Below are 12179 nucleotides of genomic sequence, written 5' to 3' on the forward strand. Positions count from 1 at the left end.
GGTGACCACCCGCACCGAACCCGTCCCGGGCCAGTTCACGCTGGTCCTGCACTCGCATCTGCCGTGGCTGGCCAATCACGGACGTTGGCCGGTCGGCGAGGAGTGGCTGTATCAGTCGTGGGCCGCGTCGTACCTGCCGCTGTTCGACATGCTCGAGCGGCTGGCCGCCGACGGTTTCAGCGACCAGCTCTCCCTCGGGATCACGCCGGTGCTGGCCGCGCAGCTCGACGATCCGCACTGTGCGTCGTCGATGTACGAGTGGCTCGCCGACTGGCAGCTCCGGGCCACGCAGGCAGCGATGTCCCGCGACGCCGACCGAGCCGCGGCGGGCCGCCGTGAGTACCTCGACGCCCAACGCGCGCTGGACACCTTTGCGTCCCGATGGCGTCACGGCGCGTCGCCACTGATCCGCGGACTGGCATCGAGCGGCGTCGTCGAGATCCTGGGCGGCCCCCTGGCCCACCCGTTCGCACCGCTGCTCGACCCGCGACTGCGCCGATTCTCGCTGACCGAGGGGCTCGCGGACGCCCATGCGCGGTGGGGTGTCGACCCGACCGGGATCTGGGCACCCGAGTGCGCCTTCGCGCCGGGGATGGAAACGGAGTACGACCGAGCGGGCGTGCGCCACTTCATGGTCGACGGGCCCGCCTTGCACGGCGACACCGCGCTGGGACGCCCCGTCGGCGACAGCGTCGTCGTCGCCTACGGACGTGACCTGACGGTGAGCTATCGCGTCTGGTCGCCGAAGTCGGGCTATCCGGGTCATGGCGCCTATCGGGATTTCCACACCTATGACCATGAGACCGGGCTCAAGCGGTTCCGGGTCACCGGCCGGACCGTGTCCGGGCAGGACAAGAAGCCCTACGACCCGGCTCGCGTCGACGCGGTTGTCGACCGGCACGTCGAGGACTTCGTCGCGCATGTGCGGCAGCGTCTGGTCGACGAGTCCGCGCGGATCGGCCGGCCCGCGCTGGTGGTCGCCGCGTTCGACACCGAATTGTTCGGGCACTGGTGGCATGAGGGCCCGGTCTGGCTGGAACGGGTGCTGCGACGTCTGCCCGAGGTCGGGGTCACCGTCGGGACACTCGCGGGCGCAACGCAGGCCGGGCTCGTCGGCGCGCCCATCGACCTCCCCAGGTCGTCGTGGGGGTCGGGTAAGGACTGGCGGGTGTGGAACGGCCCGGCCGTGCAGCACCTGGTCGACCTGAACGCCGAGGTCACCGAGACGGCGCTCGACGCGGTCGCCAAGCTGCGGCAACGAGTGAATGCACGCAGCCGGGTCGCCGATCAGATCGTGCGCGAGGCGCTGCTGACCGTGTCCTCGGACTGGCCGTTCATGGTGTCGAAGGACACCGCGGCGCAGTACGCTGTGTCGCGAGCTCACACGCATGCGCATGCCACCCGCGAAATCAGCGACGCGGCGATGCGGGGCCGCGACGACGCAGCCGAGACGCTCGCCGCCGCCTGGGCGCGTGCCGACAATCTCTTTCCCGCACTCGATGCGCGCCGGCTGCACACGGCTCTGACCGCCGACCGGGTCGGTGTCGAGGGGGGAATCCGATGAAGGTGTTGTTCGTGTCGTGGGAGTACCCGCCGGTGGTGGTGGGCGGACTCGGCCGGCATGTCCATCACCTCGCCACCGAGATGGCCGCCGCCGGGCACGACGTGGTCGTGCTGACCCGGCGTCCGTCGGGGACCGATGCGTTGAGTCATCCGACGACGGACACCGTCGTCGAGGGTGTTCGGGTTCTGGCCGTCGCCGAGGACCCGCCGGAGTTCGAGTTCGGGCAGGACATGATGGCCTGGACGCTGGCGATGGGGCATGCCTTCGTGCGGGCGGGACTTCGGATTCTGCACGGCGCCGGAAGCGGAGCGAGCGGGCCGGATCCGCACGGCGCCGGGAGCGGAGCGATCGGGTCGCGATGGGTACCGGAGGTCGTGCACGCGCATGATTGGCTGGTCGCCCACCCGGCCATCGCGCTGGCCGAGTTCTTCGATGTGCCATTGGTTTCCACGATCCACGCGACGGAGGCCGGGCGGCACAGCGGCTGGGTGAGCGGCCGGACGAACCGGCAGGTGCATTCGGTCGAGTGGTGGCTGGTGTCCGAATCCGATGCTCTCATCACGTGTTCGGCGTCGATGCGCGACGAGGTGAACCGACTGTTCGGCTACGACGCCACCGACATCACGGTGATCCACAACGGCATCGACATCCGTACGTGGCCGTTCGCCGAACGTGCTCGGACGAGCGGTCCGGCCGAGCTGCTGTTCGCGGGTCGGCTCGAATACGAGAAGGGCGTGCAGGATCTGCTCGCGGCTCTCCCCCGGATCCGGCGCAGCCATCCGGGTACGACGCTGACGATCGCCGGTGACGGCACCCAGCGAGACTGGCTGATGGAGCAGGCGCGCAAGCATCGGGTCGGCAAGGCGGTGCGGTTCGTCGGCCCGGTCGACCACACCGAGCTGGTGACGCTGATGCACCGCTGCGACGCCATCGTGCTACCGAGTCGCTACGAGCCGTTCGGGATCGTGGCGCTGGAGGCGGCGGCGACCGGCGTGCCCTTGATCGTGTCCACGGCCGGGGGTCTGGGTGAGGCGGTTCGCGAGCCGGACACCGGGCTGACGTTCGAGCCCGCGGATGTCGCCGGTCTGGCCGCGGCGGTCCGGGCCACGCTGTCCGATCCGGGCGCGGCCGCGCAGCGAGCACTGCGGGCCCGGGCGCGGCTCACCGCGGAGTTCTCCTGGGCCGAGGTCGCCGAGCGCACCGCGAGCGTGCACCTCGCCGCGAAGCGTCGAGTCCGGCACGCGATCGGACGGCCCGACATCCCGGAACGCCCGCTGCCCGAACGGGACCCGGGCCAGGCATAGCCCCCTGCTCCCTGAGGAGCCCGGAGCCTGCGGAGGGCCTCCACCCCCTGCTCCCTGAGGAGCCCGGAGCCTGCGGAGGGCGTCACGAAGGGTCCCGCTCGGCCGCGGCCTTCTTCCGTTCGATGTCGGCGAGGGCGCGTTCGAGTTCGGCGCGTTCGGCGGCGTTCGAGGCCCAGTCGTCCATCCGGTTCTTGACCACCCGGGCGGGGGCGCCGACCGCGATGGCGTAGTCGGGGATGACGCCCTTGACCACCGCGTGCGAGCCCAGCACGCATCCTCGCCCGACGATGGTGTTGCGCAGCACCGACACCTTGGCCGCGACCCACGTGTCCGGCCCGATGCGCACCGGGCCCTTCACGATGCCCTGGTCTTTGATCGGCAGCGTGATGTCGTCCATCTTGTGGTCGAAGTCGCAGATGTAGCACCAGTCGGCGATGAGGGTGGAACCGCCGATCTCGAGGTCGAGGTAGGAGTTCACCACGTTGTTGCAGCCGAAGACGGTCTTGTCGCCGATGCGGAGGCTGCCCTCGTGGCAGCGGATGGAGTTGCCGTCGCCGATGTGGACCCAGCGACCGATCTCCATGCGCGCGAGTTCCGGCGTCGCGTGGATCTCGACGTTGCGCCCGAGGAACACCATGCCCCGCAGCACGATGTGCGGATTGGCCAGGCGAAACCGCGCCAGGCGGTAGTAGCGCACGAGGTACCACGGTGTGAACGCCCGGTTGCGTCTGATCCATCGCAGCGAGTCCAGCGTGAGAAAACGCGCCTGGTCGGGGTCGCGGCGTCGGCCCGCGCGCCGGCGGGACCGGTACGACGCATTCCACATGGTGGTCATGACCAGAAACCCTAATCGACGCGATTTTCGCGCACGATAGGCTCACTGCTGGCGCGGAGGGTGCCGTTCGATGGCATGCCCGGCGCCTGGACACGACGCAGAACAGGGCACGACGACGAGGAGCAGGATGGCTTTGGCACGACCGCAGGTGTCTCGACGCCGCCGATCCGCGCTGACCCGCCCGCTCGTCGCGCTGACGGCCGTGTGCTCGATGGCGCTCGCCGCCTGCTCGGACGGCCACATCGACGTCCGCTCCGTGCCGAGCGTCGGCTGGCCCAGCTACGGGGGCGTCCCGGGCAACGCCAACTTCGCGTATGCCGATGTGCCGGAGGACCTCACGCTGAGCTGGACACGGCCGACCGGCGGCCCGGTCACCGCGCCGGTGACGATCTCCGGCAAGGGGAACGTGGGCGTGACGTCGAATGCGGCGCAGGGATGCAACGTGCTCGTGCTCGACAGCCGCTCCGGACGCAAGAACTTCTGCAAGGACATGCGGGCCGGTGTCGAGATCAACGCGATGCTCGTCGATCAGTACGACCAGCCCTATCTCGGCGAGGAGACGACCTTCCTCGCCTTCAATGCCGGCGGCGCCATCCGCTGGCGGGCCGGCGTGATCGGGGTACCGCTGTCGGCGAAGTTCGCGGCCCCGAACGAGGTGCTGGTCGCCACCACACAGGGTCAGATCCTGCTGATCGACACCCAGCGCAACGAACTCCTCGCGCCTGAGGTGAGACTGCGCGACGACGCCGACCCCGCGCAACCGCTCCGCGGCTTCGGCGATTGCGTGAGCAACGGGCCGCAGTGCGCGATCCCCGCCCCCGCTGCCGTCGACACCGAACGAGAACGCTTCTTCCTCAACTTCTTTCCCCAGGGCGCAGCGACGTCGCAGATCCGCGCGATGAAGTACGGCGCCGTTGCCGGGAACCGCGAAGTCCGGACCGCGTGGCAGGCCGACGTCCCCAGCGGCGTCATCGGGACCCCGACGCTCTCGGCCGACGGCGCGACCGTCTATGCGTTCTCGCGCGACGGCAAGATCGTCGCCCTGAACGCCGAGGACGGATCGACGCGGTGGACCTACGACATCGGCGGCCACGGATTCGCGACGATGACCGTTTCCCCGGACGGTCTGATCATCCCGACCGGTTCGCTCGGCGCCCCGCTGACCCTGCTGCGTGACCGGGGCGATCGTGCCGAACAGGTCTGGCAGCGCACCGATCTGGCGACGGTGAGCCTGTCCGCGCTGACCCAGCAGCAGACCGCGTGGACGGTCGCCCGCGATCCCGGCAAGGACTCCCTGTCCCTGGTCGAGGTGTCCACGACCGACGGCGCGACGAAACGGACTCTGCCGCTGCCGGATTCACGCGGTTTCGCGACCGGCGTCTCGGTGTCCTACGCCGGACAGATCGCGACCGCGACCAATCTCGGCGAGGTGTACTTCTTCGACAGCAAGGCCGATCTCGACTAGGTGTTCGTAGAGTGCGGGATTCGTACTGGAAACCGATACAGATCCCGCACTCTGCGTGGTCGGGGTTCGTTTCAGAACCGGACGCCCGGCTCACAGATGAACGCGGCACCCTTGCGCCCGATCCGGGTCAGCACCACCGACAACGGCCGGGAGCCCCTGAGCTTGAGCTTCTTCCGCAATCGGTCGGGGTCGACGTCGAGTCCGCGGACGAGGATCTCGAGGGGGCCGCAGTCGAGCGCCGCGAGCGCCTTCCGGAGCGCCTTCTCGGTCACGCCCGTCTGCTCGATCACCCGGAATCCGCGGGCGCCGTCGGGGACGGAATCACCCGTGAGATAGGCGATCTGCGGATCGAGTTGCCAGAGCCCGGACCGGTGGGCGTAGTGCTTGACCAGCCCGGCGCGCACGATCGCCCCGTCCGGGTCGACGATCCACTCGCCCGCCTCACCGGCCGGCACGTCGTCGTCTTCGCGGTCGGTGACCTCGACCTCGGCGATGGTTCCGTCGGCGCGGGTGCGGAGCACGGTGGCCCGCCGGCCGGGCTCCACACCCGGGCCCGTCCACAGGCACGCCTCGCGCACGCCGCCGTCGACTGAGGTGACCTGGACCTCGCCGTCGAAGCCATAGCGGTTTCGCAGCATCTGATGATCCAGTCCGGGAGCGCATTTCACGATGAGCGCGCGGCCGGGGTAGGTGGTCAACAGCTCGAAGAGCGGTGGGGTCAGCTGATCGAGTCGGAAGATGCGGCCCGCGTCCGATCGCCGCGCGGGATCGGCGAGGAGCACGTCCGCGGTCGAGGTCGGGGTGAGCGCGTCCGCGACCAGCAGCGTCGCCTCCGGCACGTTGGAACGCGCCATCGCGAGCCGGACCCGGTCGATGTCGCTGCCGATGACACCCGAGATACCGTTGGCGCGCACCAGCTCTCGCAACTCCGCCCCGATCGAACAGGTCAGGTCGTGCACCACCGATTCCGGGAACCGCGCCGCGATTTCGGCCGCACGGTGCGCGGCGACCACCGACGCGGTCGCCTGCTGCAGGGCGTCGTCGGTGAGCAGGAGCGCCTCGGCATCGCGCAGCTTCGAGCGGGCGCGCCTACGACACTGCACCGTCTCGATCAGCGCGGCGTCGTGGGGCGCGTATCGGCTGCGTACCTCGGTGATGTCGGCCAGCATCGTCGACGGGGTGAGCTCGAGGCCGGCCACCGTGTCGAGCGCCTTCTCGCCGTGCCGCGACCGCAGGAACGCGACATCGTCGAGATCGAAGGAGTAGCCCATGGCCTGACGACGGAACCGCCTACTGCGGCTTCGTCCCCGTCACCACGACGTTGTAGAAGAACTTCGGGGGTACGACCTTGCGCAGCACGTTCTCGTCGAGCCAGGTCAGCCGCTTCCAGCCACCGAAGGCAAAGCGGGCCCAGCCCCAGCCGAGCTTCTCCGGCGGCACAGCGGCCTCGAAGGTGCGGACCGGCCAGCCGAGCATCGCGGCGGCCAGTTCCTCGGTGGCGGTGGCCACCTTCTGCGCGCCGGCGGCGCGGGCGATGCCGGCGAGCTCGTCGGGATCGAAGGTGTGGATGTCGACCACGGCCTCGAGCGCGGCCGCACGCGAGGACTCGTCGAGTTCCTCCTGCGGGCGCCGCCACCCCTGCAGCGGACCGAGCTTCGTGACGTTCGTCGTGGCGAACCACGTCGCCCGACTCATCCAGCGCGCGTAGAAGTCACCGATCGTCGACGGCTCACCCGCGAAGATGAACCGCCCGCCGGGCTTGAGGACCCGCAGCACCTCGCGCAGCGCCTGCTCGACATCGGGAATGTGGTGCAGCACAGCATGTCCGACGACGAGGTCGAAGGTGTCGTCGTCGTACGGGATCTTCTCCGCGTCGGCGACCCGGCCGTCGACATCGAGACCAAGGTTCTCCGCGTTGCGCAGGGCGACCTTGACCATGCCCGGCGAGAGGTCGGTGACCGACCCCTTCGACGCAACACCCGACTGCATCAGGTTCAGCAGGAAGAAGCCGGTGCCACAACCGAGTTCCATCGCGCGGCCGTACGGCAGGGGCTCCTCGGTGGCCACGGCGTCGAAACGGCCACGCGCGTAGTCGATGCAGCGTTCGTCGAAGCTGATCGACCACTTCTCGTCGTAGGTCTCGGCCTCCCAGTCGTGGTAGAGCACCTGGGCGAGTTTGGTGTCGGTGAGGGCCGCCTTGACCTGTTCCTCGGTGGCGTGCGGATTGGGAGCGGGATCGGTGCCCGGTGTGGCGTCGGTGGTCATGATCGCTTCCTGTGTGCGTGGTGATGGGGTGCTGTGGTCGAGGGGTACGCGGCGACGACGGCTCAGCGGCCGACGAATTCCGCCTTCCCGGGGCCGTTCTCGAGGAACGAAGTCAGACCGATGGCGCGGTCCTCGGTCGCGAATAGCGGGGCGAACAACTGCTCTTCGATCTTGAGCCCGGTGTCGAGGTCGACGCCGAGCCCCTGATCGACGGCCTTCTTGATCGCGGCGAGCGCCACCGAGGCGGCGCCGTCGAACTGTCCGGCCCAGGCGAGCGCGGCGTTGTAGACCTCGTCCGGCGCGACGACCTCGTCGACGAGTCCGATCGCCAGTGCCTCCGCGGCGTCGACGAAGCGGCCGGTGAACATCAGATCCTTGGCCTTCGACGGCCCGATGAGACGTGCCAGCCGCTGCGTGCCGCCGCCGCCGGGGATGAGACCGAGCAGGACCTCGGGCAGCCCGAGCTTCGCGTTGTCGCCCGCGATCCGTCGGTCGGCACCCAACGCGACTTCGAGGCCACCGCCGAGCGCGTACCCGGTGATGGCCGCGACGGTCGGCTTCGGGATGGCGGCGATCGCGCCGAGATCGCTCTGCAGGCGACCCGCCACCCGGCTCATCTCGGCGTAGCCGACGTCCCGCATCTCCTTGACGTCCGCGCCGGCCGCCAGGATCTTCGGGCCGCCGTAGACGACGACGGCCTTGATGTCGGCGCGGACCGTGGCCTCCTCGGCCGCGGCGGCCAGTTCGGCCTGCACCTGCCGGCTCAACGCGTTCATCGGCGGCCGGTGCAGCAGGATGGTGCCGACCCCCGGATGAGCGTCGGAGCACTCGAGGGTCACGAACTCAGGCATGGTCGAAGGCTACCGGTAGGTAAGTCCGATCGATGCCCCAGCCCGACGACCCAGGCCGACGACCCGGCACGCACGACGCGGCCCGGAGTCCGCCGCCCACCGGCATCGGAGCCATACAGTGGCGGTCATGGCGAAAACGTCGGGTTCCGCAGGTGATCCCATCGAGCTCGAGGTCGGCGACCGCACCGTCCGGCTGTCGAGTCCCGACCGCGTCTACTTTCCCGAGCGCGGTGAGACCAAGCGCGATCTCGCCGAGTACTACCTGTCCGTCGGCGACGGGATCGTCCGTGCGCTGCGCGACCGTCCGTGCATGCTGCACCGGTTCCCCAAGGGCGTCAGCGGCAACAAGGTCCACCAGAAGCGCATCCCCGCCGGTGCGCCGGACTGGCTGGAGACCACCGAGATCTACTTCCCGCGGTACGGCCGCACCGCCGACGAACTGTGCGTCACCGAACTGGCATCGGTGATCTGGGCGGTGCAGATGTCGACCGTCGAGTTCCACCCCTGGAACTCACGACGCGACGACCCCGAGTCGCCCGACGAGTGGCGTATCGACCTCGACCCGATGCCCGACTGCACGTTCCCCCGGATCCGGCGCGTGGCGCACGTCGTCGAAGAAGTGCTCGACGAACTGGGTATGCGCGGGTTCCCCAAGACCTCGGGCGGTCGCGGGCTGCACATCTACGTCCGCATCGCGCCGGAGTGGGGCTTCCCGCAGGTCCGGCGTGCGGCTCTCGCGTTCGCCCGGGAGGTCGAACGTCGGGCGCCCGACGACGTGACGACGACCTGGTGGCGCAAGGACCGCGACCCGGCGGCGGTCTTCGTCGACTACAACCAGAACACCCGCGACCACACCATGGCCTCGGCCTACTCGGTGCGTGGCAACGAGCGGGCCACCGTGTCGACGCCGATCACCTGGGCCGAGATCGACGACATCGAACCCGACGATTTCACCATCGCCACCGTGCCGGCCCGGTTCGCCGAACTCGGAGACCTGCACGCGGAGATCGACGACGTCGCGCACCGACTCGACACCCTCATCGACTGGGCCGACCGCGACGACATCGGCACCGACGAGGACGCCGAGATCATCGATATGGATCGGTGACGTCGCGTAACGACCGCAATGCCTCTTCCAGGGCGGCGAACTGAGCGTCGCCGAGATGCTCGCGCCACTCCTGCTGCTGCGCCTCGACCTCACGCGCGGCGACCTCGCACAGGTGAACGCCCCGCTCACTCAGCGTCACCAGCCGGGCGCGACGGTCGGACGGGTCCGGCACCCGGGTCAGGTAGCCAGCCGCCTCGAGCTGGTCGACGATGCCGCCCGCGGTCTGCTTGGTGACACCCGCCTGCTCGGCGAGATCGGTCAGCCGCATGGGTTCGGGTGCCAGCCGCTGTAGCACCCGGGACTGCGCCGGAGTGATGTCGTCGGCCCCTTCCTCGGCGATCCGTGCCAACACCCGGCGCTCGGTCGCGCGATGGGCGATGAACATCAGGACGGCGATCTGCGGGTCGGACACGACGTTGACTTTAGTACGAAACCCTGACTAATATCAGTCAGGGAACCTGACTATCTGTGCGGCGGGAGCGACCGATGGACACCGACCTCATCTGGCAACGCATCGACGAGCAACGACTCGAACTCGCCGGACTGATCGAGACCCTCACGCCCGAGCAACTCGCCACCCCGTCGCTGTGCGACGCTTGGACGGTGCGCGACGTCGCGGTCCACCTCACCCACTCCCACACCTCACCGGCACGAGCGATGATCGCCGCGTGCCGATACGGATTCCGGTTCAACACGATGATCCGCGAACTCGCGCTGCGCGACGACACCACGGCGGATCAGGCCGCCTCGAAGTTGCGCGCCATGGTCGGTTCGCGTCGGCATCCGATCGGGACGACTCCCATGGCGCCGCTGCTGGATTCGCTCCTGCACGGGCAGGACATCGCGGTCCCGCTCGGACTCGACCGGCCGATGCCGACCGACGCCGCGACGGCGTGCGCAGACTACCTGTGGTCGACGGGTTTCCCGTTCCACGCACGTCGCCGAAACGAGGGACGACGCTACGTGGCCACCGACAGCGACTTCGCGGCCGGGACGGGCGCGGTCGTCGAGGCGCCGATCCGCGACATCGTCATGCTGTTCGGCGGACGGACGAACGCCGCCGGGGCACTGGCGCCCTCAACCTGACAGCGCGTCCGGTCAGAGCGTGATCTCGGGCGGCTGCTGATCGCCGAGAGTCCGGAAGTACTCGTCGGAGCCGGGGAAACCGAGGCCGGCCAGCCCGGCGCCGGGTGTCACGTTCGGCAGGATCGGTTCGATGACACGCTCGGCGTCGAGCAGTTCGTCGATGGTCGAGAACTGCGAGACGTAGTTGAGCTGCGACCACGTGGGCGGCATGAGGAAGTGCTGGCCCGCGGCCCAGGAATCGATCGCGACCCGGGCGTTCACCCACCGGGCGACCTCGGCTTCGGTGGTCTCGGCGTCGGCGTGCTGTCCGTCGGGCATCGCGGCCAGGAAGAACCGGGTGTCGTAGCGTCGCTTCTCGTTCACCGGGGTGATCCAGTGCGCGAGCGGACGCAGCAGATCGGCACGCAGCGTCAGTCCGCGCGCGGTGAGGAACTGCGCGAACGACAACGACTTCTCGACGAGGCGTTGCCGATCCTCGGCCAGTCCCTCCGGGTCGGCGAAGGCGCCGTCGGCATCGGTCGCGAGCAGGACGCCGCACTCTTCGAACGTCTCGCGGACGGCCGCGCACACCAGGGCCTGGGCGATCTCGGCGTCGCTGCCGAATTGCCCGGCCCACCAGGTGGCCTCGGGACCCGTCCACGCCAGGTCGGCGTCGGCGTCCCGCTTGTCGACGCCGCCGCCCGGGAACACCGTCATTCCCCCCGCGAAGGCCATCTGCTTGACGCGGCGTTGCAGGAAGACCTCGATGCCGTCGGCAGCGTCGCGGACGAGCACGACGGTCGCGGCATCCCGCAACGGTGCGGACACGATGTCCGGGCCCTGCTGCTGTGTCGACGTCATTCAGTTACCTCCTGCTGCTCGACGGTGGCCACCCGCACGGCGCCGGCGCCGCGCGAAGTACCGGCCGTCGACTTTGTCCAGAACGATCTGCTGGCGGAAGGCGGCGGTGAGGTTCTCACTCGTGAGTACCTCCTCGAGCAGCCCCTGGGCCACCACGCCACCCTCGGACAGGATCATCGCATGTGTGAAACCTTCGGGGATCTCCTCGACGTGGTGGGTGATCAGCACGATGGCCGGGGCGTCGGGGTCGGCGGCCAGACGCGCGAGACGATCGACGAGTTCTTCGCGGCCACCCAGGTCGAGCCCGGCGGCCGGTTCGTCGAGCAAGAGCAGTTCGGGGTCGGTCATCAGCGCGCGCGAGATCACGACACGCTTGCGCTCGCCCTCGGACAGCGTGCCGAAGCGACGGTCCGCGAGGTGCTCGGCGCCCATCGATTCCAGCGATTCGACGGCCTGCGCACGGTCCATGGCGTCGTAGCTCTCGCGCCACCGCCCCAGGACCGCATATCCCGCCGAGATGACGACGTCGCTGACGATCTCCTCCGGCGGCACTCGATCGACCAGCGACGGGCTCGAGACCCCGATCCGGGTCGACAGCTCGCGGATCTCGACCCGGCCGAGCTTCTCGTTGAGCACGAAGGCGGTGCCCGACGTCGGGTGGATCTCCGCCCCGGCCAGTCGGATCAGTGTCGTCTTGCCCGCGCCGTTGGGTCCGATGATCACCCAGCGTTCGTCCAGTTCCACCTGCCACGACAGCGGGCCGACGAGAGTCTTGCCGCCTCGAACGACGGCGACGTCGCGAAAATCGATCAAGAGGTCGGGATCGGATTCGGTCACTCCCCCATCCTGCACCACGAGGGA

Annotated in this window: 12 protein-coding genes; 5 read left to right on the top strand and 7 right to left on the bottom strand. The window is 69.3% G+C overall.

Annotated elements, in window-relative coordinates:
• Position 1: 1 nt before the first annotated feature.
• Together LEL84_RS07205 and LEL84_RS07210 are read left to right on the top strand one after the other, a co-directional pair.
• Positions 2-1564 (top strand): glycoside hydrolase family 57 protein, encoded by a 1563-nt coding sequence (locus LEL84_RS07205; RefSeq protein ID WP_068970699.1) that lies wholly within the window; start codon positions 2-4, stop codon positions 1562-1564.
• Positions 1561-2868, top strand: a complete 1308-nt coding sequence (locus LEL84_RS07210) for a glycosyltransferase family 4 protein (protein ID WP_226513672.1) — start codon at positions 1561-1563, stop codon at positions 2866-2868. Before LEL84_RS07205 ends, LEL84_RS07210 begins: the two co-directional genes overlap by 4 nt.
• A gap of 82 nt (positions 2869-2950) precedes the next feature.
• On the opposite strand, the gene LEL84_RS07215 is transcribed toward LEL84_RS07210, so the two are convergent.
• Entirely contained in the window at positions 2951-3703 is a 753-nt protein-coding gene (locus LEL84_RS07215) for an acyltransferase (protein WP_226513673.1), read from the bottom strand.
• A 127-nt stretch (positions 3704-3830) separates the two neighbouring features.
• On the opposite strand from LEL84_RS07215, the gene LEL84_RS07220 reads away from it, so the two are divergent.
• Positions 3831-5168: a PQQ-binding-like beta-propeller repeat protein gene (locus LEL84_RS07220; protein WP_226513674.1), complete on the top strand. Its 1338-nt coding sequence runs from the start codon at positions 3831-3833 to the stop codon at positions 5166-5168.
• A 71-nt stretch (positions 5169-5239) separates the two neighbouring features.
• Here LEL84_RS07220 and LEL84_RS07225 read toward each other — a convergent pair whose 3' ends face one another.
• From LEL84_RS07225 to LEL84_RS07235, 3 genes are all read right to left on the bottom strand, one after another.
• Positions 5240-6439, bottom strand: coding sequence for a THUMP-like domain-containing protein (locus tag LEL84_RS07225; RefSeq protein WP_226513675.1), 1200 nt, complete (start codon positions 6437-6439; stop codon positions 5240-5242).
• Positions 6440-6458: 19 nt separating this feature from the next.
• On the bottom strand, positions 6459-7433 hold the full coding sequence (locus LEL84_RS07230; RefSeq protein ID WP_226513676.1) for a class I SAM-dependent methyltransferase: 975 nt from the start codon (positions 7431-7433) through the stop codon (positions 6459-6461).
• Between the two features lie 62 nt (positions 7434-7495).
• Positions 7496-8284 carry an enoyl-CoA hydratase/isomerase family protein gene (locus tag LEL84_RS07235; RefSeq protein ID WP_058252172.1) on the bottom strand — a complete coding sequence of 263 codons (789 nt, stop codon included), beginning with the start codon at positions 8282-8284 and terminating at the stop codon, positions 7496-7498.
• Between the two features lie 127 nt (positions 8285-8411).
• On the opposite strand from LEL84_RS07235, the gene ligD reads away from it, so the two are divergent.
• Positions 8412-9392 carry a non-homologous end-joining DNA ligase gene (ligD, locus tag LEL84_RS07240; RefSeq protein ID WP_159371163.1) on the top strand — a complete coding sequence of 327 codons (981 nt, stop codon included), beginning with the start codon at positions 8412-8414 and terminating at the stop codon, positions 9390-9392.
• On the opposite strand, the gene LEL84_RS07245 is transcribed toward ligD, so the two are convergent.
• Positions 9373-9777 carry a MarR family winged helix-turn-helix transcriptional regulator gene (locus LEL84_RS07245; RefSeq protein WP_413466970.1) on the bottom strand — a complete coding sequence of 135 codons (405 nt, stop codon included), beginning with the start codon at positions 9775-9777 and terminating at the stop codon, positions 9373-9375. The genes ligD and LEL84_RS07245 overlap by 20 nt on opposite strands.
• Before the next feature lie 101 nt (positions 9778-9878).
• Between LEL84_RS07245 and LEL84_RS07250 the strand changes: the two genes are divergently transcribed.
• A complete protein-coding gene (locus tag LEL84_RS07250) occupies positions 9879-10478 on the top strand; it encodes a maleylpyruvate isomerase family mycothiol-dependent enzyme (RefSeq protein WP_159371164.1) in 600 nt (199 codons plus the stop codon).
• A gap of 12 nt (positions 10479-10490) precedes the next feature.
• On the opposite strand, the gene LEL84_RS07255 is transcribed toward LEL84_RS07250, so the two are convergent.
• The gene (locus LEL84_RS07255; RefSeq protein WP_137809018.1) at positions 10491-11318 is read right to left on the bottom strand and encodes an NUDIX hydrolase; all 828 of its coding nucleotides are present in this window, start codon (positions 11316-11318) and stop codon (positions 10491-10493) included.
• Entirely contained in the window at positions 11319-12155 is an 837-nt protein-coding gene (locus LEL84_RS07260) for an ABC transporter ATP-binding protein (RefSeq protein ID WP_058252176.1), read from the bottom strand.
• Positions 12156-12179: the final 24 nt, after the last annotated feature.

This window comes from Gordonia sp. WA4-43 (assembly GCF_020520305.1).
Classification (GTDB): domain Bacteria; phylum Actinomycetota; class Actinomycetes; order Mycobacteriales; family Mycobacteriaceae; genus Gordonia; species Gordonia hongkongensis.